Annotated in this window: 22 protein-coding genes; 13 read left to right on the top strand and 9 right to left on the bottom strand. The window is 71.8% G+C overall.

The features are described from left to right. Both ABIA38_RS21485 and ABIA38_RS21480 read left to right on the top strand, forming a co-directional pair. Nucleotides 1–1,989, top strand: a complete 1,989-nt coding sequence (locus tag ABIA38_RS21485; protein ID WP_424640364.1) for a fumarate reductase/succinate dehydrogenase flavoprotein subunit — start codon at nucleotides 1–3, stop codon at nucleotides 1,987–1,989. After that, nucleotides 1,986–2,732 (top strand): succinate dehydrogenase/fumarate reductase iron-sulfur subunit, encoded by a 747-nt coding sequence (locus ABIA38_RS21480; protein ID WP_424640363.1) that lies wholly within the window; start codon nucleotides 1,986–1,988, stop codon nucleotides 2,730–2,732. Before ABIA38_RS21485 ends, ABIA38_RS21480 begins: the two co-directional genes overlap by 4 nt. Before the next feature lie 650 nt (nucleotides 2,733–3,382). On the opposite strand, the gene ABIA38_RS21475 is transcribed toward ABIA38_RS21480, so the two are convergent. Beyond that, entirely contained in the window at nucleotides 3,383–4,159 is a 777-nt protein-coding gene (locus ABIA38_RS21475) for a FadR/GntR family transcriptional regulator (protein WP_424640362.1), read from the bottom strand. A 221-nt stretch (nucleotides 4,160–4,380) separates the two neighbouring features. Between ABIA38_RS21475 and ABIA38_RS21470 the strand changes: the two genes are divergently transcribed. Next, nucleotides 4,381–5,580, top strand: a complete 1,200-nt coding sequence (locus ABIA38_RS21470; protein WP_424640361.1) for a DegT/DnrJ/EryC1/StrS family aminotransferase — start codon at nucleotides 4,381–4,383, stop codon at nucleotides 5,578–5,580. Nucleotides 5,581–5,671: 91 nt separating this feature from the next. On the opposite strand, the gene ABIA38_RS21465 is transcribed toward ABIA38_RS21470, so the two are convergent. Beyond that, nucleotides 5,672–6,250 (bottom strand): YceI family protein, encoded by a 579-nt coding sequence (locus ABIA38_RS21465; protein ID WP_424640360.1) that lies wholly within the window; start codon nucleotides 6,248–6,250, stop codon nucleotides 5,672–5,674. Nucleotides 6,251–6,352: 102 nt separating this feature from the next. Between ABIA38_RS21465 and ABIA38_RS21460 the strand changes: the two genes are divergently transcribed. Continuing rightward, nucleotides 6,353–6,862 carry a MarR family winged helix-turn-helix transcriptional regulator gene (locus ABIA38_RS21460; RefSeq protein WP_424640359.1) on the top strand — a complete coding sequence of 170 codons (510 nt, stop codon included), beginning with the start codon at nucleotides 6,353–6,355 and terminating at the stop codon, nucleotides 6,860–6,862. Between the two features lie 222 nt (nucleotides 6,863–7,084). Here ABIA38_RS21460 and ABIA38_RS21455 read toward each other — a convergent pair whose 3' ends face one another. Further along, a complete protein-coding gene (locus ABIA38_RS21455) occupies nucleotides 7,085–7,831 on the bottom strand; it encodes a nucleotidyltransferase family protein (RefSeq protein ID WP_424640358.1) in 747 nt (248 codons plus the stop codon). Between the two features lie 87 nt (nucleotides 7,832–7,918). Here ABIA38_RS21455 and ABIA38_RS21450 point away from each other — a divergent pair, with 87 nt between their 5' ends. The 3 genes from ABIA38_RS21450 to ABIA38_RS21440 all read left to right on the top strand — a co-directional run bounded on the left by ABIA38_RS21450 (nucleotide 7,919) and on the right by ABIA38_RS21440 (nucleotide 9,214). Beyond that, a complete protein-coding gene (locus ABIA38_RS21450; protein WP_424640357.1) occupies nucleotides 7,919–8,053 on the top strand; it encodes a hypothetical protein in 135 nt (44 codons plus the stop codon). Continuing rightward, on the top strand, nucleotides 8,050–8,640 hold the full coding sequence (locus ABIA38_RS21445; protein ID WP_424640356.1) for a hypothetical protein: 591 nt from the start codon (nucleotides 8,050–8,052) through the stop codon (nucleotides 8,638–8,640). Before ABIA38_RS21450 ends, ABIA38_RS21445 begins: the two co-directional genes overlap by 4 nt. A gap of 109 nt (nucleotides 8,641–8,749) precedes the next feature. After that, nucleotides 8,750–9,214, top strand: a complete 465-nt coding sequence (locus ABIA38_RS21440; protein ID WP_424640355.1) for a hypothetical protein — start codon at nucleotides 8,750–8,752, stop codon at nucleotides 9,212–9,214. A 29-nt stretch (nucleotides 9,215–9,243) separates the two neighbouring features. Here ABIA38_RS21440 and ABIA38_RS21435 read toward each other — a convergent pair whose 3' ends face one another. Further along, nucleotides 9,244–11,520, bottom strand: a complete 2,277-nt coding sequence (locus tag ABIA38_RS21435; protein WP_424640354.1) for a PI-PLC domain-containing protein — start codon at nucleotides 11,518–11,520, stop codon at nucleotides 9,244–9,246. Nucleotides 11,521–11,713: 193 nt separating this feature from the next. Continuing rightward, the gene (locus ABIA38_RS21430) at nucleotides 11,714–12,178 is read right to left on the bottom strand and encodes a DUF4442 domain-containing protein (RefSeq protein ID WP_424640353.1); all 465 of its coding nucleotides are present in this window, start codon (nucleotides 12,176–12,178) and stop codon (nucleotides 11,714–11,716) included. A 97-nt stretch (nucleotides 12,179–12,275) separates the two neighbouring features. On the opposite strand from ABIA38_RS21430, the gene ABIA38_RS21425 reads away from it, so the two are divergent. Beyond that, entirely contained in the window at nucleotides 12,276–12,419 is a 144-nt protein-coding gene (locus ABIA38_RS21425) for a hypothetical protein (protein WP_424640352.1), read from the top strand. 4 nt (nucleotides 12,420–12,423) lie between these two features. Here the strand turns inward: ABIA38_RS21425 and ABIA38_RS21420 are convergent, their stop codons facing one another. Continuing rightward, entirely contained in the window at nucleotides 12,424–12,771 is a 348-nt protein-coding gene (locus ABIA38_RS21420) for a hypothetical protein (protein ID WP_424640351.1), read from the bottom strand. A gap of 199 nt (nucleotides 12,772–12,970) precedes the next feature. Here ABIA38_RS21420 and ABIA38_RS21415 point away from each other — a divergent pair, with 199 nt between their 5' ends. Further along, nucleotides 12,971–14,344 (top strand): CoA transferase, encoded by a 1,374-nt coding sequence (locus ABIA38_RS21415; protein WP_424640350.1) that lies wholly within the window; start codon nucleotides 12,971–12,973, stop codon nucleotides 14,342–14,344. 154 nt (nucleotides 14,345–14,498) lie between these two features. Then, entirely contained in the window at nucleotides 14,499–15,005 is a 507-nt protein-coding gene (locus ABIA38_RS21410) for a hypothetical protein (RefSeq protein WP_424640349.1), read from the top strand. Nucleotides 15,006–15,124: 119 nt separating this feature from the next. On the opposite strand, the gene ABIA38_RS21405 is transcribed toward ABIA38_RS21410, so the two are convergent. After that, nucleotides 15,125–15,940 (bottom strand): SAM-dependent methyltransferase, encoded by an 816-nt coding sequence (locus ABIA38_RS21405; protein WP_424640348.1) that lies wholly within the window; start codon nucleotides 15,938–15,940, stop codon nucleotides 15,125–15,127. Nucleotides 15,941–16,127: 187 nt separating this feature from the next. Here ABIA38_RS21405 and ABIA38_RS21400 point away from each other — a divergent pair, with 187 nt between their 5' ends. Continuing rightward, nucleotides 16,128–16,550: an STAS domain-containing protein gene (locus ABIA38_RS21400; RefSeq protein ID WP_424640347.1), complete on the top strand. Its 423-nt coding sequence runs from the start codon at nucleotides 16,128–16,130 to the stop codon at nucleotides 16,548–16,550. Here the strand turns inward: ABIA38_RS21400 and ABIA38_RS21395 are convergent. Both ABIA38_RS21395 and ABIA38_RS21390 read right to left on the bottom strand, forming a co-directional pair. Further along, nucleotides 16,461–17,450 (bottom strand): sigma-70 family RNA polymerase sigma factor, encoded by a 990-nt coding sequence (locus tag ABIA38_RS21395; protein WP_424640346.1) that lies wholly within the window; start codon nucleotides 17,448–17,450, stop codon nucleotides 16,461–16,463. The genes ABIA38_RS21400 and ABIA38_RS21395 overlap by 90 nt on opposite strands. An 88-nt stretch (nucleotides 17,451–17,538) precedes the next feature. Next, nucleotides 17,539–17,862 (bottom strand): ubiquitin carboxyl-terminal hydrolase 14, encoded by a 324-nt coding sequence (locus tag ABIA38_RS21390; protein ID WP_424640345.1) that lies wholly within the window; start codon nucleotides 17,860–17,862, stop codon nucleotides 17,539–17,541. Between the two features lie 206 nt (nucleotides 17,863–18,068). On the opposite strand from ABIA38_RS21390, the gene ABIA38_RS21385 reads away from it, so the two are divergent. Then, nucleotides 18,069–18,950: an SDR family NAD(P)-dependent oxidoreductase gene (locus ABIA38_RS21385; RefSeq protein WP_424640344.1), complete on the top strand. Its 882-nt coding sequence runs from the start codon at nucleotides 18,069–18,071 to the stop codon at nucleotides 18,948–18,950. 33 nt (nucleotides 18,951–18,983) lie between these two features. Beyond that, nucleotides 18,984–19,949, top strand: coding sequence for an alpha/beta fold hydrolase (locus tag ABIA38_RS21380; protein ID WP_424640343.1), 966 nt, complete (start codon nucleotides 18,984–18,986; stop codon nucleotides 19,947–19,949). Nucleotides 19,950–20,328: the final 379 nt, after the last annotated feature.

The raw sequence follows: 20,328 nt of genomic DNA, 5'->3' as shown, positions 1-20,328 counted from the left end.
ATGGGCATCGACTCCATCGGCGCGGTCGGCACTGTCGGCGCCGGCGAGGACACCGAGTACGCGAACTACACCGTCGGCTCGGAGATCGCCGACCACGCCGCGCCGGACGGTGAGTTGGCCGAGCGGTGGGAGCAGCGCCGGCTGGCCGCGAGGCTGGTCAACCCGGCGAATCGGCGCCGGCTGCCGGTGATCGTGGTGGGCACCGGATTGGCGGGGGCCTCCGCCGCCGCGACGCTGGCCGAACTCGGCCATCCCGTCACCTCGTTCTGCTACCAGGACTCGCCGCGCCGCGCGCACAGCATCGCCGCGCAGGGTGGGATCAACGCGGCCAAGAACTACCGGGGCGACGGGGACAGTGTGGCCCGGCTGTTCAAGGACACCATCAAGGGCGGCGACTTCCGCGCCCGCGAGTCCAATGTGCATCGGCTGGCCGAGGTGAGCACGCAGATCATCGACCAGTGTGTGGCCCAGGGGGTGCCGTTCGCGCGCGACTACGGCGGCCTGCTCGACACCCGTTCGTTCGGCGGCGCGCAGGTCTCCCGGACCTTCTACGCACGTGGGCAGACCGGGCAGCAGTTGTTGCTCGGCGCCTACCAGGCGATGTCCCGGCAGGTCGCGGCGGGCAACGTGACGGTATACGCGCGCACCGAGATGCTCGACCTGGTGGTGGTGGACGGGCGGGCGCGCGGGGTGGTGGTGCGCGATCTGGTCACCGGCGAGGTGTCCACCCACCTGGCCGAGGCGGTCGTACTGGCCACCGGCGGCTACGGCAACGCCTACTTCCTGTCCACCAACGCGATGGGCTGCAACGCGAGTGCGATCTGGCGCGCGCATCGGCGCGGCGCGCTGTTCGCCAATCCGTGCTTCACCCAGATCCACCCGACCTGTATCCCGGTCTCGGGGGAACACCAGTCCAAGCTCACCCTGATGAGCGAGTCGCTGCGCAACGACGGCCGGGTGTGGGTGCCTACCACCGGGGGTGACACCCGTGCGCCCGGGAGCATCCCGGCGGCGGAGCGGGACTACTTCCTGGAGCGCATGTATCCGGCGTTCGGCAACCTGGTCCCGCGCGACATCGCCTCGCGCGCGGCCAAGCGGGTCTGCGACGAGGGGCGCGGGGTGGGTCCGGGCGGGCTGGGCGTCTACCTCGACTTCGCCGACGCCATCGAGCGGTTGGGCGCGGCGGCGGTCGAGGAGAAGTACGGGAACCTGTTCGCGATGTACGAGCGGATCACCGGCGAGGACCCGTACACCGTGCCGATGCGGATCTATCCGGCGGTGCACTACACGATGGGCGGGTTGTGGGTCGACTACGACCTCCAGTCCACCATCCCGGGGTTGTTCGTGATCGGCGAGGCCAACTTCTCCGACCACGGCGCGAACCGGCTGGGCGCGTCGGCGTTGATGCAGGGGTTGGCCGACGGCTACTTCGTGCTGCCGACCACGCTCACCCACTATCTGGCGGCGGGGCCGTTCGGGGCGGTGGACGCGGACGATCCGGAACTGGTGGCCACCCAGGCGGGGGTCCAGGACCGGGTCAAGCGGCTGCTGGCGATCGACGGCGACCTGTCCGCGGACCACTTCCATCGCGAACTGGGCCTGCTGATGTGGGAGAAGTGCGGCATGGAGCGCGACGCGGCCGGGCTGCGCGAGGCACTGGCCCGAATCCCGAAGCTGCGCGAGGAGTTCTGGACGCGCCTGCGGGTCCCGGGCACCGGCGCGGGGTTGAACCAGTCCCTGGAAAAGGCCGGTCGGGTCGCCGACTTCCTCGAACTCGCCGAGCTGATGTGCCTGGACGCGCTGCACCGCGAGGAGTCCTGCGGCGGCCACTTCCGCACCGAACACCAAAGCCCCGGCGGCGAGGCGGCCCGCGACGACGAGTCCTTCGCCTACGTTGCCGCCTGGGAGTACACGGCCGGCCCGCCCGTACTCCACCGCGAGCAGCTCACCTTCGACAACGTCACCCTGGCCACGAGGAACTACGCATGAAGCTCACCCTGCGCATCTGGCGGCAGAAGGGTCCGGCGGACCGGGGCGGCATGGTCGCCTACGACGTGCCGGACGCGTCGGCGGACATGTCGTTCCTGGAGCTGCTGGACGTGCTCAACGAGCGGCTCACCGAGACCGGTGAGGAGCCGGTGGCGTTCGACCACGACTGCCGCGAGGGGATCTGCGGCGCGTGCAGTCTGGTCATCGACGGCGTGCCGCACGGGCCGCAGAAGGCCACCACGACCTGCCAGTTGCATCTGCGGCACTTCCGGGACGGGCAGACGATCGACGTCGAGCCGTGGCGGGCGGCGGCCTTCCCGGTGGTCAAGGACCTGGTGGTGGACCGGTCGGGCCTGGACCGGATCATCGAGGCGGGCGGGTATGTGACCGCGCCCACCGGCTCGGCGCCCGAGGCACACGCGACGCCGATCCCCAAGGCCGACGCGGACGCCGCGTTCGAGGCCGCGACGTGTATCGGCTGCGGCGCGTGTGTGGCGGCGTGCCCGAACGGTTCGGCGATGTTGTTCACGGCCGCGAAGGCCACCCACCTCGGCCTGTTGCCGCAGGGGAAGGTGGAGCAGGACACCCGGGTCGAGGCGATGATCCACGCCCACGACGACGCGGACTTCGGCGGCTGCACCAACACGGGCGAATGCACGGCGGTATGCCCGAAGGGCATCCCGTTGGGCGTGATCGGCCGCTTCAACGGGGACGTCCTGGGCGCGACATGGCGCCTTCGCTGAGCGAGCCCGGCCTCCGACTCGGGCCGCCTCGAACGCCGGCCGGGCTGGGATTCCTGCAATCCCGCTCGCAACCTGCGACCGGGCCACCGAGCCGACCTCCGACCGGTTGGCCTCAACCCGGCCGGGCCGAACCCGAGGCGGCCCCACGCACAGGCTGTCGCCCGACCGACGCCCCCGGAGCCGGCCTCCGGCCAAGTGGCCTCAAACGCCGGCCAGGCTGAATTTGGTGCGGCTCCACCCATGAGCTGCGGCCGGCCCACACCCTCGAACCGCCCTCCGGCCGGACAGACTGAGATTGCCGCGATCCCACGCGCAAACCGCCACCCGGCCAACACCCCCGGAGCCAGCCTCCAGCCGAGTGGTCTCAAACGCCGGCCAGGCTGAGTTTGGTGCGGTTTCGATTGCTGGCTGCGGGCTGCTCCTCGGGCTGGGATCACCCGGCCGCAGCCGCGAAGTCCGGCCGAACAACCCCAGCCCGTCCGGCGTTTGAGGACAACGCGACATGGCCGACCTCGCCCGACCGGCCCCGCGCAGCTCGACAGCCCGGCCGGCGTTTGAGGCCACATAGCCCGGCCGGCGCTTGAGGCCAAGGAGCTCGACCGGGCCACCGCCGGGGACCACCGCCGGGGACCACCGCCGGAGGCCCCCCGCTATGGGGACGTGATCGGCGCCGTGCCTCGAGCCCGGAGGGGGTAGTCCTGGGCGGCCTCCAGGTGTCGTACCGACTCGCGGTAGACCTCGGTTTCGTCGCCGGCCTCGATCAGCGCGATCAGGTGCTCGTGATCACGCAATCCCGCGCGTCGAACCCGCTCCCCCGTGTCGGACAGCGCGTCCTGCGCCCATTCGCGCTCCTGTTGCGCCCACAACGCCTCGACCGCGCCCAGCAGGATCTTCATCGTCTCGTTCCCGCACAGCAGCACGAGCGCCTCGTGGAAGTCGCGCCCGGCCCGCAGGTATGCCGGCCCGTCCTCGACCGCCCGCTCCATCCGCGCGTGCACCTCGCGCAACCACGGCACCACCTCCGTGGCCCGATCCGCCCGCGCCGCGCACAACGCGGCGCAGACCGGCTCCAGTCGGCGCAGCGCCTGCGCAAGGTCGTCGAGGCGGACCTGGCGCGCGTGCATGACCATGCCGAACATATGCGCCGCGTCCCCCGGTTGCGGGACGTGTACGACCGCCCCACCGGTGTTGCCGCGCTTGACCGTGATCAGGCCCTCGGTCTCCAGGATCCGGAACGCCTGGCGCAGCGTGGTGCGCCCCACCCCGAACTCGGCGATCAGGTCGTCCTGTTTGGGCAACATGTCGCCGTCGCGAAGTGGCCCGTCCAGGATCCGGCGGCGCAGCCGGCGGGCGAGTTCGTCCGCGATGCCGGCGTTGCGCAGGGATCGTTCGGTGCCGGCTCGGACCGGTTGCGCCGCCGGGTTCACGCCGGTACCGCCGCCGCGTTCGCCGCGACCCGCTCCGGGCCGATCGCGGCGGCCCTCGATCCCGAGTCGCCCACCGTGGCGTTGCGCACGCTCAGCTCCCGTCGTCTTGTCCGGCCATCATAGCCATGATAGCCATGACACATCGTCAGCTGACACATCGTCAGCTGACACATCGTCAGCCCTGCGGCGATCCCGCGACATCACCACGAGGGTAGGCACTCATGCGCAAGATCCCGTACGCCGGCAGCGTGCACGACCAGGCCGAGATCGACGCGATGTTGGCGGTATTGAACGGGCCGCCCGCGGCGATGGGCATCGGCCGCAACGTCGCGGCCCTGGAGACCCGCGTCGCGGAGCTGTTCGGCAAGCGCAACGGCCTGATGTGCAACTCGGGTTCCTCCGCCCTCTACCTGGCCGTCGAACTGCTGCGGCTGTCCCCCGGCGACGAGATCGTCACCTCCACGCTGACCTTCTCCACGGACATCGCGCCGATGGTCAAGTCCGGCCTGGTCCCGGTGCTCGCCGACGTCGAGCCGGACACCTACCAGATCGACCCGGCCCGGATCGAGGCGCTGATCGGCCCGCGTACCCGGGCCATCCTGACCCCCAACCTGGCGGGCAACGCCCCCGACTGGGACACGATCCGAGCCCTCGCGGACCGGCACGACCTACGGGTGATCGAGGATTCCTGCGATGCCCTCGGCGCCACCTTGCGCGGCACCCCGACCGGCACCCGCGCGGACATCTCGGTGACCAGCTTCGCGATGTCGCACATCATCACCTGCGCGGGCAACGGCGGCATGGTGCTCACCGACGACGAGGACCTGCGCGATCGCGGTCTGCTGCTGCGGCGTTGGGGGCGGCGCAGCGAGGTACAGCTGTTCGGCTCCAAGCGCGGCAACCGCGACTTCTTCGAGGAGATCGACGGCGTGCTCTACGACAACCTGTTCATCTTCGACGAGATCGGCTGGAACTTCGAGCCCTCCGAGCTGGGGGCCGCCTTCGGTCTGGCCCAACTCGACAAGCTGCCCCGCTTTCTGGCCACCCGTCAGGCGCACTTCGCCGCGCATCACGCCTACTTCGACGCGCGCCCCGAGTTCGTCGCGCCGCGGCAGACCGAGGGCCTGACCACGGGCTGGCTCAACTTCCCCGTCCTGCTGGCCGACGAAGTGCCGTTCAGCCGCGGTGAGCTGCAGGCGTGGCTGGAGGCGCGCGGGGTGTCCACCAGGACCGTGTGGTCGGGCAACATCCTGCGCCAGCCCGGCTTCAAGGACATCGCGCATCGCGCCGACCCGGCCGGCTATCCCAACGCGGACCGGGTGATGGAGCGCGGCCTGATCGTGCCGATGAACCACCGCATGGACGCCGACGACGTGGCCTATATCCACGAGCAGGTCGACGCGTTCCTGGCGAGTCGGTAACCGGGCACGAACCCGAACAGGACACCCGAACAAAGACACCCGAACAGGGGGCCGGACGCGGCACGCCCGGTCCCCCACCCCCGAGCGCGGCTCAGCCCTCCTGCCGGATGGCCTCGCCCTCGATCTCGATCTTCACCTTCTTCGACACCAGCACGCCGCCGCTCTCCAACGCCTGGTTCCAGGTCATCCCGAAGTCCTCGCGATTGATCTCGGTGGTCGCGGTGAACGCGAGCACCTCCTGCCCCCACGGGCTGGTCGCCAACCCCTCGTGCTCGACCGCGAGTTCCACCTCCCGGGCGACCCCCCGGATGGTCAACTCGCCGAGCAGGGTGAACTCGTTGCCGCTGTGTCCGGTCAGGCGCAGCGTGCGGAAGGTCAGCTGCGGGAACTTCTCCACCTCCAGGAAGTCCGCGCTCGCCAGGTGCGCGTCACGGTCCTTTTGGCCGGTGGTCAGGCTCGCCGCGGCGATGTTCGCCTCGACCTTCGAGTCCATCGGGTCCTCGGCGATGATGATCTCGCCGGAGAACTCGGTGAACTGCCCGCGCACCTTGCTCACCATCAAGTGCCTCGCGGTGAACCCGACGCGGGTGTGGTTCACGTCGAGCGCATACGTCCCGGCGGTCGGGATCGTGAGCCCTTCCCAACTGCGGCGGGGGGTGGTGGCGGTCATGTCGCACTCCTCGTGGAAGATGTCGTTGTCGTGCGGATATCGTCCCAAGCAATATCTTGTGAACGATTATTCCGCATGTCAACTACTTGCTATGATAGAGGCATGCACACTCCCCCGAGAGCCGCATCCTCCGCCCCTTCGACTACCACTCCCTTCGACGATCCACGCATCACCGCGATGGGTCTGCTCGTCGAGGTCTACACCGGCCTGATGGACCGACTCACCCCGCAGCTGGGCGAGCACGGCCTGTCCACGGTGGACTTCAACGTGCTGGTCCGACTGGCCCGCTCGACCGAGCAGCGCCTGCGGATGAGCGATCTCGCGGCCCAGACGTCGCTGTCCACCTCCGGGGTGACCCGCGTGGTGGACCGCCTGGAAAAGGAAGGACTGGTCGCCCGGGAAAACTGTCCCACCGACCGCCGCGCGTTGTTCGCGGTGCTCACCCGCGACGGCGCGGACCGCATAGGCGGCGTACTGCCGGGCCACGTCGACCTGTTGCAGGCATGGCTGATCGACCCGCTGACCGACGGTCAGCTCGCCGGTCTGCTGGACGGACTGCGGGTGGTGCGCGACTCGGCCAATCCGGGTGCCCGCGCGGGCACCTCCTCGTGATCCCGCGGCCCTAGCAACTCGATACGCCCAAACCCGTGGCCGCGGGGGTCACGGGAAACGCGCACGAGATCCCGATATCCCGACTCGACCGATGGAGCAGGCAAGCAGGCAGGCAGCCAGGAAACACCGGGGAGAAAAAAGGTCCGGCCCCAGCCGCAATGCGGCTGGGGCCGGACCCCGTTTCCGGGTTTTCGGGTTCCGGGCGTCGACAACCGAACCCGTTCAGCCCTCTCCGCGCAGCTCCCGGGCCGCCTCGGACAGGTCCTTCGCGGTGTCGATCGCCCGCCAGTACGCGCCCTGCGGAATCGGGAACCCGGCCAACCGCTGGGCCCGGGCCAGCCCGGGGAAGGTGGTGCGCTCGTGGTCGCCGACGTCCGGCAACATCGCGGTGAACTCGGGCGAGAACACGTACACGCCCGCGTTGATCAGATACGGCGAGGGCGGCGCCTCGATGAAGTCGAGGACGTGGCCGTACTTGTCGGTCTCCACCACACCCCACGGGATCCGCGGCCGGGCCAGCGCGAGCGTCGCGACGGCCGTGCGCTCGTGGTGGAAGGCGGCCATCTCGGTGAGCGAGAACCGGGTCCAGATGTCGCCGTTGGTGGCGTACCACGGCTCGTCGGGACGCGGCAGCGCGGCGGCGGCGAACTTCAACCCGCCGCCCCGGCCCAGCGGTTCGGTCTCCACCACGGTCTCCACACGCACCGGCAGGTCCGCGCTCTCGAGCCAGTCCTGGAGCACCTCGGCGAGGTGTCCGCAGGAGACCACCACGTCGCGGACACCCTCGGCGGCCAGCCAGCGCAGCTGGTGGCCGATGATCGGGGTGCCCGTCCCGGGGATCTCCACCATCGGCTTGGGCCGATCGTCGGTGTAGGGGCGCAGCCGTGAACCCTGCCCGCCGGCCAGGATCACGGCCTGCGTCACCGCGCGGGCCCCGGAGTGGGTGGTCGAGTGTGGTGCGGAAGTCATGCGCGCATTATCGCGCCCTCGCGTCCCCCTCGACTTGCGAGGGAGGTACCACTCGTTCGAGAACGCGCCGGGGCCTAGGTTCGTCTCATGGACGACAGCACTTCGAACACCGGGGGGAACACCACAGTGCGCACCAGGACCGTCCGCGCCGGCTTCGCGGACCGGGACGTCCCACCCGATGTTCCCGCCTCCGTCGCCCGGACGACGATCGGCCGCTCGTGACCGCGCGCGTCGGGCCCGCCGCGACCCTGGTGGGGGTGGTGGGTCTGGCCTGCCTGCTCGGCGCCTGCGATGATCACGGCGAATCGGCCCGGCACGCCATCTCCGCGACCCCCACGCCCGGCGACCCGGCGGGCGCGCCGCCTCGGCCCACCCGCTCGGCCCCCGGCAACGCCGCGCAGCCCGCCAACAGTTGCGACCTGCTCTCGCTCACCCGGGTCGAGGAGGTGCTCGCGATCGGCCCCGTGCACACCCGGGCGGCCAACTCCGGGCGCAGTTGCGAATACCTGGACCTCGGCGACCGGCGGGTATTGACCGTCACCGTCGGGCAGTTGCCCCAGGCGATGGTCGGCGGACCGCCGGACGTCGCGCGCTCGACCGCCACCGGCACCGGCCCGCGCGAGCCACTGCCCGGGATCTCCGAGGCGGCGGTGGTCTATCGCGACCCCGCGCGCGGCGAGGGCGTGGCCTTCGCCCGGGCCCGGGGCGACCTGGTCACCTCGGTCGACGTCATCCTCCCGGTAGTCGACCGCGAGCGGCTGATCGCGCTGGCCCGCACCGCGGCGGCGGCCCTGGACGCCTCCGCCTGAGCGTCCCGGTCGGCAGCGGGCGCCGGGCCTAGTGGCAAAGACGTCGTCCCCGGCGCGTAGGGTCCGGGGTCAGGGCGGCGCCTGCCGCGGCCAGGAGGAGGGCTCACCCATGCCGGATCGGGACCCGCACGCCGTCGTGCTGCTCACGAACCGCACCAGCTCGAGGATCAGCACGAGCGGCGGACCCGCCCTGCCCCTGCGCGACGCGCTGCGCGTGTACACCGAGCACGTCGACATCGGCGTGGCGGCCCGCTACGCGACCGTGGTGAGCGACCTCGCCGATGCCGACGTGGCCCTGCTGCGGCTGGCCGAGCAGCACGGCGGCGCGGAACTGGACCGGGTCGTGGACATAGCCGCGTCGGTGCCCACGGTCGCCGTCATCGATCTTCATCGGCCGGCCGCGGTGGCCGATCTGGTCGGCTACTGCGCCGCGTTGCTGGGCACCCGGGGTGCCGACGACGAGGGTGTGCTCGACGTGGTGTTCGGCCGCTACGCGCCGGCCGGCCGACTGGTCGACGACCTGCCGGCGGACGCGGAGCCACTCTTCGTCACCGGACACGGACTGTCCTACTGACCCCCGAATATCGATAAATTGACGGTTCGTCAGTGGGTTTTTCGGGTGATATTCAACACGTCCACGGCGCCCTTCGCGTCGCCGATGCCGGCGAAGTCGACCGCGACGAAATTCACCGGCGCGCCGCGTTCGCGCTCGCAGCGGCGGGCCCGATCGAGCAGGAACGGCCGCGAGTTGACCCGGCCGGCGTCGATCCGGCTGCCGCCGGTCGCGGTGACGAAGTTGTTCAACAGGAACAGCCGTTTGTCGCTGCCGCCCCGGTTGGGCGCGCAGTTCATCTCGGCCGGGCTCGCGTACGCGTAGGGCGTCTCCATCCCGTACCGGTAGAAGTTGCGGTACCAGGGGGCGGGTCCGTCGGCGCGCTCGGCGAAGACCACCAGGCGACGGTTGTGCTCGATCATCGTGCCGAGCGTGGGCCAGGGTTCGCCCGGATCGGCGGCCGGGGTGTACAGCAGCCGGTCCAGGCCCGCCTCGTGGAAGGCCCACTCGGTCTGCTGTGCGGTGATCGCGTCCTGCACGATGAAGGTGACCACCTCCCGCGGATTACGATCCAGCCACCGGCCCACCGCGCGCAGCGTGTCCACCATCGGCAACGCGCCGCCCCGGCACACCGAATGGCACAACCACAGGCCGGGTTTGGCCGGCGCCACGTCGTTGACCACGCCGGCGATGATCCGGCGCGACTCGGGGTCCAGGTCGGATTCGGCGAGTCGGCCGGCCACCTCCTCGGGGGCCTCCCACGTGTAGGAGTCCACGAGCAGCCCGCGCACCCCCGCGTCCAACTGGGCGACGATGTCCGCGTCCTGGAGCGGGCTGAGGAAGCGGGCCGCGGTCGAGGACATCGAGTTGTGCGTGGCCAGGAAGGCGACCTGGTCGTAGCGCCGACCGCACAGTTCGGTCATCCCGTTGCAACGCTTGGCCCGGGCCCCGGAGCCGGCGGTGGGCACCGGGACGAACACCGTCAGTGCGAGCGCGCCGGCCGCGACCAGCGCGGCGCCGCAGGTGAGCAGCCGTCGGGTGGTGTGCCGCACCGGCGCGGCCCGCCGGTGCTGGTGCCGATCCCACAACGCGAGTGCGACGAACGTGACCCCGCCGCACACCAGCGGCACCGCGGCGGCGGCCAGCCAGACCCCGACGATGTCGCGCGCCGCCGCCTCCTGGAGGTCGCCGGTCAGCCGGACCACCGACGGTGCCCAGCCCTCCCGATGCTCCGCGACCACGTGCGGCAACAACCCCCACGCGACCAGGCAGCCCACTCCAGCGAGCAGCCCGCCGCCCGCGAGCGCGAGGGCCGGTTGCCGCAGTCGGGCCGCTCCGCGTGCGGGCCCGGTCCGCCACAACAACACCAGGCCGAGCAGCGCGGTCACGCTCGCACCGGCGAGCAGCCGGCCGAGGCCGAACACGGTCATCGCGCGCAGTTGTTCGAGCTGTCCCAGCCTCATTTTGGTGGTGTGGTTCGCCTGGCTCGCGCGCAGGTCCAGGGTCAGGTCCCAGGTGCCGCCGTGCGAGAGCCCGGTCAGTCTCTGCTGTGCCTGGCGGACCTTCTCGCCGAAGATCACCGGGACCACCGCGACCAGCACGCCGCCCAGGTCGTCGGCGCGCAGCGAGGCGACCACCTGTCCCCGGATCGGCTCGCGCGCCTCCGCGGGCAGTCGGGCCAGGATCAGGTCGGCCACCTCGGGGGCCGCCGCCGGGTCCAACTTCAGCGCCGGCAGCGACTCGGGCGGGCGGCCCTGGGCGAGCGCGTCCAGGGCCTTGGCAACGCCGTCCACCAGCGCGGGCGCGTTGTCCTCGGTGACCCGGGGCACCTCGCCGGTGAGGTCGCCGACGTAGCCGTCCGCGACCTTGCCGAGGTTGTTGATCACCGGCTTGAGGTCCACACCCAGCCGCAACTCGCGCTCGTCGCCGCGCAGATAGCCGACGGTGTGCCCGACCTGGACGCGGACCATGCCGCGCAGCGTGGACGGCGGTAGCACCAAGCGCAGATTGGCGGTGACCTGATTGGGCGGTATCGGCAACCGGCCGAGCAGGTCGTTGGTGACGCCGGCGAGCCGGGGGTCGACGAGCACCTCGTCGTAGAGCCGGTCGTAGGCGTGCTCACGCTCGAACACGCCGTCGTACCAGTCGCCGGAGAGCACGGTGGCCCGCGCCACCCCGAGCCCGGTCAGCACGGTGACGGCCACCATCACCAGCACGGTGAGCAGGGCCCGCCACACCCGGCGCCACCGCCGCCAGGCGTCGCCGACCCGCACCCGGCGGGACACCTTGCCCACCACGATCGGCCGGGTCGGCACGGCGCCGGTCACCGCCCGAGCGCTACGAGCCGCACGAACGGTACGAACGGCACGAGCCGCCTGAACGGCGTGCCCACCGTGACCGACACAAGCAGCGTGAACAGCGCGAACGCCGCGAAAGGAAACCATCACCAACCCGAAGCAAGCACACGATCGGGACCTTCCCGACCGGATCCGGAGCCCTGCCTGCCCGAGTGTCCGCCTCTTACGCCCGGTGGGGGCGCAGCGTCCAGGTGACGGTCATCTCCGCGGTCGTGGTGCCCGCCTCGTCCACGATCGTGATCGCGACCACGAACTCCGGGCGGGTGCCCGCGTCGAGTTCGGCGACCACCTCGGCGGCGGGGCGGGTCAGTCGGGCCTCGGCCAGGACCGGGCCGCGGGCGATCTTGAGGTAGCGGATCGAGGCGTCCACCGCGAGCGGCGTGGCGCGCGCGAGCTGATCGCCGAACGCCGCGAGCACGATCGCCCCGGAGGCGGACTCGGCCAGGGTGAACATCGCGCCCGCGTGCGGCCCGCCGATGTGGTTGTGGTGCGCGGCCTCGTCCGGCAGTCGCAATACCGCGCGGTCGGCGGCCAGTTCCACGAACTCCAGGCCGAGCGTGCGCACGAAGGGCACCGAGGCGCGCAGGCCCTCGGCGACGGCGGCGAAGTCGGTCGTCGATTCAGTCATGGACGCGATGCTACCGGCAGGTAACTTCACCGGGCCCGGCACCTCGCGGGCATTTCCTGCACCTCGCGAATCTGCTTGACCGAGTCAGATGAAATACGTGCGCGTCGAACGTCCCGAACCCCGCGTCGCGATCGTCGAACCGGAGAGCCGCACCCAGGTGCTCGGCACCTTCGCCGGCAATCCGACCGAGGCCGCCACCGCGTTCCGCGAGCGACGCGCCCCGAGGTGGCAGGACATGTGAGCGCCTACCCTCCGCCGGGTCCGGGCCAGCGGAACAGCCGCCCGGCCGCCGCGGCGTGCTCACCCGGATTGGCGGCCAGCCGCACCTCCTCGATCGTGTTGCCCTGCGCGTCGTGGCCCGGCGCCCGGGTCAGGTAGCCCGCCGCCGCCAACTCGTCCAGATAACCCGCGATCGACTCCCGGCTCTCCCCCGGACGTGTGCCCAGCAGCTCCGGGTCGGGCCGGGCGCCGTCGGGCAACAGCAGCAGATACACCGCGAGTCCCCGCGCCGGCACGCTGAGCCGCGTGTCCTTGAGGAGCGCGTCGTGGGAGCCCAGTCCCGACCCGCCGCTCTCGCCCCAGATCCGCCTCATGCCCCCAGTCTCGAACACCTGCCGGCCCGGCAGGGCAAACCGCACAACCCCTACACAAACGAGTGACCAATCGTTTGCCCGGCCGCCCACAGTGCGGACGCCGGCCCGACCCGCCGGGACGAACCCGCTAGTTTGTCCCCCGGGGCGTCTCGAACAGACGCGCCCATGGCTCCGGAGTTCCCAGAACTGTGAGGTTCCGATGCGTAGCACCCCCACGCGGCTCCTCGACCAGGCCTGGCGCGCCCTCGGCGGCGACCCCGCCGACCGCGCGCCCATCGGCTTCACCGGCCCCGCGCACACCATGTCCTCCGCGCTCCCGGTGACCGCGCTCGGCCAGGCCTCGATCGGCGCCGCCGCCCTCGCCGCGCGCGAACTGGGCGCCGCCCGTGGAGAATCCGACCCGGCGCCGGTGGTGCTGGACAGCCGCGCCGTGGCCGTGGCGATGTCCAGCGACCGCCATCTGCGCTTGGCCGGCGAGCCGCTGGTGTCGATGCATCCGCTCTCCCGGTTCCACCGCAGCGCCGACGGCTGGGTGCGCCTGCACGGCAACTATCCGCACCACCGCGCGGCGGCGTTCGCCGCGCTCGGCGTCGACTCGGTGGCCGGCGCGATCGACGCGCTGGCCAAGCTGACCGGCGTCGAGATCGAGGAACTGCTCGCGGCGCACGGCGCGTTGGGCTTCGCGGTACGGGAGTCCGCCGAGTGGGCCGTACACCCGCAGGGCGCCGCCGTGGCCGGGATCCCACTACTCGACCTCACCCGTACCGATGCCGGCGACCCGTGGTGCCCTGGCCCCTCGCCGGCGCCCGCCGCCGGGGTGCGTGTCCTCGACCTGACCCGCGTCCTCGCCGGCCCCACCGGCACCCGCACGCTGGCCCATCTGGGCGCCGACGTACTGCGGGTGGACTCGCCGCACCTGGCGGAGATCCCGGGCGAATACTGGGACAACGCGTTCGGCAAACGCTCGACGCTGCTCGACCTGCGCGACCGCGCCGACCGCGCCCGCTTCGACGAACTCCTGGCCGGGGCCGATGTGTTGATCACCGGCTACCGTACCGACGCGATGGCCGCGCTCGGCCTGGACCACAACACCCTCGCCGACCGTCACCCCGGGCTGATCACCGCCGCATTCAACGCGTGGGGTCCCGGTCCGTGGGTGAACCGGCGCGGCTTCGACAGCCTGGTGCAGACCGCCTGCGGGATCGCCCGGATCGAGGCGGGCGAGGATCCGCACCCGGCCGCCCTGCCCACCCAGGCACTGGACCGAGCCACCGGCTACCTGCTCGCGGCGGCCGTGCTGCGCGCGCTGACCCTGCGCCGGGCCGACCGGCGCGGCAGCCGGATCGATCTCGCGCTGGCCCGCACGGCCCGCTGGCTGACCGACGCGTACACGCCCGGCGAGGCCGAGGTCGCCGAGCCGTTCGACCCGGCCCCCTACCTCACCGAGACCGAGACCGAGGCGGGCCGACTCGCCCACGCGCGGCCTCCGTTCGAACTGCCCGGGCTGCCCGCCGCGTGGGCGCACCCGCCCGTCCCCTGGGGATCCGCCGAGCCGGTCTGGCGACACGGCTGACCCACCGTCAACACCCGCCCCACCGGCCGGACTTGGTCACGAACGCGCAGGTCGCGAGGGCCGTCGATGTCGGTGCCGGGTGGGATGCTTGACGCATGGGTTGAGCGCCACCGCGGCCGACCCGCCGCGGCTCGACGCAGAGGAGGATCCCTCGATGACCACCATCAACACCATGATCCGGCTGACCCCCGTGAAACCCGCGACCGTACGCCGGGCCCTGACCCGGATCGACACCAAGACCGTGCGCACGCACCCCGACGGCACCCGCCCCGGCGCGCCCGGCATCTCGCTGCGCACCCTGGCCACCCTCCAGCGCCACCGACTGGTCCGACTCGGCGCCGAAGTGCCGCTGCGCGGACGCAACCTGGGCATCACCCGCGCCGGCCGGCAGGCCCTGATCGCCCGCGGCCGGCCCGCCAGGGGCGCCTGGGCGCCGCTCCTGGCCCAGGAGTCGACCTGGACCACGGCGGGCGGCGACGTGCTGGCCATCGCCGACATGCATCCCTACCACTGCGCCAACGCCGCCGCGTGGCTCCAGCGCAACGCCGCGGCGATCCGGGCCGACGCCGAGCCACGCCGGCGCGGCGACCCGGTCGCCTGGATCGACGACACCCCGCTGATGCGCGCGCTGGTCGCCGCGGTCGAGGGCGCCCTGCCTTAGGGCATGTCCGGCGGATCCCGGCGGATCCGCGCCGCCTGGTGCCGCGCCCGGCGACAGCACCGAACGGCGCCCGCCCACCGAGTCGGTGGGCGGGCGCCGGGGCAACTCTCGCAAACCACTCAGGCCTTGCGGCCGACCGCGGTATAGATCCAGGACTGCACCAGCCGCTCCGGCGACAGGTCGGCGCCCTCCTCCGGACGCCACAGCGGCGCCTGGACCAGGCCCGGTTCGACCAGGTCGACGCCGGTCAGGAACGCCTCGATCTCGGCGTGCGGGCGCGGCAGCATGAACTCCGCGTCGTCGTTGATCTCCAACACCCGGTCCGCCGAGATCGGCGGCAGGAAGTCCGACGTGGTGTGCGAGGCGATCAGCAGGCTGCCCGCCGGCACCGCGGCCAGCAGCCGATCCACGACCCCCTTCGGGTCCTCGGCGTCCGCCACGTAGTGCAGGATCGCCACCAGGAGCACCGCCACCGGGCGCTCGAAGTCGATCACGTCGCGCACCTCGGGGGCGGCCAGGATCTTCTCCGGCTCGCGCACGTCACCCATGGTGAAGCCGGTCCGCCCACGATCGGTGGCGGGCATCAGTGCGCGGGCGTGCGCGAGCACGATCGGGTCGTTGTCCACGTAGGCCACCCGGGCCGACGGGATGACCTCCTGCGCCACCTCGTGCGTGTTGCCGGGCGCCGGGATGCCGGTGCCGATGTCGAGGTACTGGTCGATGCCCTGCTCCGCCGCGTACCGCACGGCGCGGGCCAGGAAGGCGCGGTTGTCCAACGCGGTGACCGAGGTCTGCGGCGCGACGGCGATGAACCGTTCCGCCAACTCGCGGTCGACCGGGTAGTTGGTCTTGCCGCCGATGTGGTAGTCGTACACCCGCGCCGGGTGGGGACGACTGATGTCGATCCCGGTGGGTGCCCAATCCTGCTCGGACAACGTGTCATCCCCTCGAAGTCGGTACGGCGTCAGCCTACGACACCCAACCAGCCCGTTCCACAAGGGACTTGACCCACTTTCCACCGGTCGCCCGAGCTCCTCGACGGGCCCCTGGACGACGCCGCTGATGAGTTTCGCCCACCGGAGCGGTCATAACCGGATACAGCGTCGTCACAGGAGGTCCTCGATGGTCGATCCGTCCGAACCAGCCGACCCGCCAACGGCCGTCCTGGCCGTGTACGCACCCCTCGCGCGCACGGACGTCGCGGGCTTGTGCGGGCGCCTGCTCGGGCTGCTGCGGGAGCACTCCGTCGACCCGTTCCCGTGCGACGTCAGCGCGCTGACCCCGCCGGATCTGGCCGTGATCGAGGCCCTGGCCCGCCTCCAGCTGAGCGCGCGGGGGGTGGGCCGGCGAATCCGGCTGCGCGGTGCGGGTGCCGAATTGCGCGACCTGCTGACCCTGACCGGCCTGGACGGGATCCTCCCGGCCGGTCCGGGCCGGGCAACGCCGGGAGACGCCCTACACGTCGAGTGTCGGCGGGAGGTCGAACAGCGGGAAGAGGTGCAGGACGTCCAGGAACGAGTTGATGCCGATGATCCGCCCCTGTGACATCTCGATCACCTGGAGTGCCCACGGTTCGTGTCGGCCTCCCGGACCGCTGGGCCGGTACTGCCCGAAGCCCGGCGTACCGTTCGCGGTGATCGGCACCAGGCGCGAGCCCCGACAACCGTGGCCGACGCCCAGGAACCACGCGCGGATGTCCGCGTGTCCGCGCAGCCACAGCTCGTAGGGCGGCATGGACAAGGTCGCGTCCTCACGGAGCAACGCGGTGAGCGAGTCGAGGTCGTAGCGCTCGAACGCGTCCACGTAGCGGGTGAGCAGCGCCTGTTGCTCCCGGTCCAGCGGGCGCGCCGGGTCGGTCGCGATGACCTCGTGCTCGGCCAGCGCGGCCCGGGCCCGCTGAAGCGCGCTGTTGACCGAGGCGACCGAGCTGCCGAGCAGTTCGGCCACCTCGCTCGCCTTCCAGGCCAGCACCTCGCGCAGGATCAACACCGCGCGCTGGCGCGGTGGCAGGTACTGCAGCGCGGCGACGAAGGCCAGCCGTACGCTCTCGCGCGCGACGGCCAACTCGGCCGGGTCGGCCACGCTCGGCACGACCCGGCCGTCCGGGATCGGCTCGATCCAGGTGGCCTCGGGCCGCGCCGGGGTGAGCGCGGAGGAGGCGGGCACCGGCGAGGACAGATCCATCGGCCGGGCCCGGCGCTCGCGCCCGTTGAGGCTGTCCAGACACACGTTGGTGGCGATCCGATACAGCCACGAGCGCACCGACGAGCGGCCCTCGAACCGGTCGAAGCTCTTCCAGGCGCGCACCATGGTGTCCTGTACGGCGTCCTCGGCCTCGAAGGCGGAGCCCAGCATCCGATAGCAGTAGCCGGTGAGCTCGACCCGGAACGGCTCGAAGTGCACCTCCACGACGTCGGCGCCGTCCGTCGCCACGGGATCACTCATCGAAAGCTCCCACCGATTCGGGCTGTATCGACCACGCGCAGAAGTCTAGGCAGCCGCACCGACACGACGCCTGCGCCGGCGACCCGGGTCAGTCGACGGGCACCGCGAGGAGTTCGTCCGCGTAGCACCACGCCCAGTCCTCACCGGGCTCGAACGAGCGCACCAGCGGATGCTCGGCGGCGTGCCAGTGCGCGGTCGCGTGCCGGTTCGGCGAGCTGTCGCAACAGCCGATGTGACCACACGTCAGGCATTCCCGCAGGTGCACCCATCGGGTGCCGTCGCGCAGGCAGTCCTCACAACCCTTCGTCGACCCCGGCTCCACCGTCTCGGGCAGCGTGTCCAGGTGCGCACAGGGTGCGTTCGTGGGTCGCCCGGTACCGTCCTGGACCACCTGGTAGTGCATCCCGGTCATCGTCGTACTCCTCGTCGGCACTGTGGGCGGCCTCGATCCGGGCGCCCGATCGATCTCCCCTTCCCTACCACGTGGGTGCGTACGCGTGGCCGAATCGGGACGGCCCGGTCGCTCAGGCCAGTTATCGGATTATCCCACTGCCGGGAATCTGATGAGATGCACGTGAAGTCTTGGACAGGTACGGGCGGTTCGACCAGGAGGTGCGTGTGATCCGGGAATTCACAGGTCGGGTATGCGTCGTCACCGGCGCGGGATCGGGTATCGGGCGGGCGCTCGCGGATCAACTGGCCGCGCACGGCGCCCGACTCGCGCTCGCCGACGTCGACCCCGACGGGCTGCGGGAGACCGCGCTGCGGGTCGCCCGGTCGGGCGCGAAGGACGTACACACAGAGGTGCTCGACGTGGCGGACCGCGCCGCGGTGCTCGGGTGGGCGGACGCGACCGCGGAGCGGTTCGGCGGGGTGGACCTGGTGGTCAACAACGCCGGCGTCGCGCTGACCGCGGGCGTCGAGGAGATGTCCTGGGACGACTTCGAGTGGCTGATGGGGATCAACTTCTGGGGCGTCGCGTATGGCACCAAGGCGTTCCTGCCGCATCTGCGCCGCTCGGGCGAGGGGCATCTGGTCAACATCTCCTCGGTGTTCGGGTTGTTCGGCGTCCCGTCGCAGAGCGCCTATTGCGCGGCGAAGTACGCGGTGCGCGGCTTCACCGAGTCGGTGCGCCAGGAGATGCGGCTCTCCGGATCCGGGGTCGGGGTGACCACGGTGCATCCGGGCGGGATCCGGACGAACATCGTGCGCAACTCGCGCGCGGCGGCCGGGCACGACCGGGACGAGGTGGTGGCGCTGCACGATTCGGTGTCGCGTACGTCGGCGGAGCACGCGGCGCGGGTCATCCTTCGGGGGGTGCGGCGGGGGCGGACCCGGGTGTTCGTCGGCGCGGATGCGACCGCGATAGACGTCGGCTCCCGGCTGCTCGGGTCCGTCTTCGAACCCCTGGTGCGGGTGGTGTCCAAGCGGTCGGGATCGAACCGATTGACGCCGACGGCGTCGCCCGAGGGGTATTCGACCCCCGTTACCGGTGGGTAGATAACAACGGGGGCGGCGCGAGCGGAGGCGGACATGACGGCGGAGACCACGGGCGTCGGGACGGCGAGTCGAGCGGACCGGGCGGTTCGTACGGTCCATACGGTCCGTACCGGCGACGGCGCGGAGTTGCGGGTGAGCGTGGCCGGGCCTGCCGGGCCTGCGGGGGCGGCGGGCGTCACGGTGGTCTTCGCGCACGGCTGGACGCTGCACGGCGACGTATGGCGGCCCCAGGTCGAGGCGCTGGTGGCGGCCGGGGTGCGTACGGTCACCTACGACCAGCGCGGGCACGGCGGGTCGAATGCGGGTCGGGCCACGCCCTGGACGATCGACCTGCTCGGCGCCGACCTCGCGGACGTGCTCGACGCGGTGGCGCCCGCCGGTCCCGTGGTGTTGTGCGGGCACTCGATGGGCGGCATGACGATCATGGCCCTCGCGGCGGCCCGGCCGGAGCTGTTCGGGTCGCGAATAGCCGGCGTGGTCCTGGTCGGCACCTCGGCGGGCGGCCTGGTGCCCAGTGGCCGCGGGCTGCCCGCGTCGGTGCGGCTGAAGTCGGCGGCGCAGACCGGCTTCTTCGCGTTCGGCCGGCGGCATCCACGGCTGCTGGCGCGGGGGCGGACGCTGCTCCCGGGGCCGAACCGGCCGGGCCACCTCCGGGTGGTCCGTCGGGGCCTGTTCGGCCCGGGCGCGGACCCGACCGTGGTCCGGGAGTGCGCGGCGATGCTCTTCGCCACGCCGATGGCCACGGTGTGCGGCTTCTTCCCGGCACTGGCCGGCCACGACAAGACCGGCTCGCTCACCGCGCTCGGCAGCGTCCCGGTGCACATCGTGGTGGGCGCGCACGACCGGCTGACGCCGTTGGCCCACAGCAACGCGCTGGTCGCCGAACTCCCGGGGGCGGTCCTGCACGTCGAACCGACCTGCGGCCACATGGTCCTGACGGAACGCCCGGAGAGCGTCGGGGGCCCACTCCACGACCTGTGCGCACGGTTCCTGCCGTGACTCCGGCCCTGCGGGCGGCCTTTGTCCTCAATCGCCGGACGGGCTGGTCGGGTGTGCCCCCGTCGCATCGCACCCGACCTGCAGCCCGCTTTGTCCTCAAGCGCCGGACAGGCTGAAGGGGGTGTGACCCCGTCGCCTCGCACCCGGCCTGCGGCCCCTTGTCCTCAAACGCCGGACGGGCTGAAGGGACACAACCCAGGTCGCAGGGCACCCGGCCTGCGGCCCGCCTGTCCTCAAACGCCGGACAGGCTGAAGGGGGTGTGCCCCCGTCGCATCGCACCCGACCTGCGGCCCCTTGTCCTCAAACGCCGGACGGGCTGAAGGGACACAACCCAGGTCGCAGGGCACCCGGCCTGCGGCCCGCCTGTCCTCAAACGCC

It is taken from the genome of Embleya sp. AB8 (assembly GCF_049739465.1).
GTDB lineage: Bacteria > Actinomycetota > Actinomycetes > Streptomycetales > Streptomycetaceae > Embleya.
This window is presented reverse-complemented; position numbering and strand designations above follow the sequence as displayed.

What these genes read in the sequence shown, in the direction of transcription:
- ABIA38_RS21380 (WP_424640343.1), top strand. Translation starts at nt 18,984, where the DNA reads ATGACGGCGGAGACCACGGGCGTCGGGACGGCGAGTCGAGCGGACCGG.
- ABIA38_RS21420 (WP_424640351.1), bottom strand. Translation starts at nt 12,771, where the DNA reads ATGAGGCGGATCTGGGGCGAGAGCGGCGGGTCGGGACTGGGCTCCCAC.
- ABIA38_RS21470 (WP_424640361.1), top strand. Translation starts at nt 4,381, where the DNA reads ATGCGCAAGATCCCGTACGCCGGCAGCGTGCACGACCAGGCCGAGATC.
- ABIA38_RS21460 (WP_424640359.1), top strand. Translation starts at nt 6,353, where the DNA reads ATGCACACTCCCCCGAGAGCCGCATCCTCCGCCCCTTCGACTACCACT.
- ABIA38_RS21395 (WP_424640346.1), bottom strand. Translation starts at nt 17,450, where the DNA reads ATGAGTGATCCCGTGGCGACGGACGGCGCCGACGTCGTGGAGGTGCAC.
- ABIA38_RS21430 (WP_424640353.1), bottom strand. Translation starts at nt 12,178, where the DNA reads ATGACTGAATCGACGACCGACTTCGCCGCCGTCGCCGAGGGCCTGCGC.
- ABIA38_RS21415 (WP_424640350.1), top strand. Translation starts at nt 12,971, where the DNA reads ATGCGTAGCACCCCCACGCGGCTCCTCGACCAGGCCTGGCGCGCCCTC.
- ABIA38_RS21480 (WP_424640363.1), top strand. Translation starts at nt 1,986, where the DNA reads ATGAAGCTCACCCTGCGCATCTGGCGGCAGAAGGGTCCGGCGGACCGG.
- ABIA38_RS21440 (WP_424640355.1), top strand. Translation starts at nt 8,750, where the DNA reads ATGCCGGATCGGGACCCGCACGCCGTCGTGCTGCTCACGAACCGCACC.
- ABIA38_RS21455 (WP_424640358.1), bottom strand. Translation starts at nt 7,831, where the DNA reads ATGACTTCCGCACCACACTCGACCACCCACTCCGGGGCCCGCGCGGTG.
- ABIA38_RS21485 (WP_424640364.1), top strand. Translation starts at nt 1, where the DNA reads ATGGGCATCGACTCCATCGGCGCGGTCGGCACTGTCGGCGCCGGCGAG.
- ABIA38_RS21400 (WP_424640347.1), top strand. Translation starts at nt 16,128, where the DNA reads ATGGTCGATCCGTCCGAACCAGCCGACCCGCCAACGGCCGTCCTGGCC.
- ABIA38_RS21390 (WP_424640345.1), bottom strand. Translation starts at nt 17,862, where the DNA reads ATGACCGGGATGCACTACCAGGTGGTCCAGGACGGTACCGGGCGACCC.
- ABIA38_RS21465 (WP_424640360.1), bottom strand. Translation starts at nt 6,250, where the DNA reads ATGACCGCCACCACCCCCCGCCGCAGTTGGGAAGGGCTCACGATCCCG.
- ABIA38_RS21410 (WP_424640349.1), top strand. Translation starts at nt 14,499, where the DNA reads ATGACCACCATCAACACCATGATCCGGCTGACCCCCGTGAAACCCGCG.
- ABIA38_RS21450 (WP_424640357.1), top strand. Translation starts at nt 7,919, where the DNA reads ATGGACGACAGCACTTCGAACACCGGGGGGAACACCACAGTGCGCACC.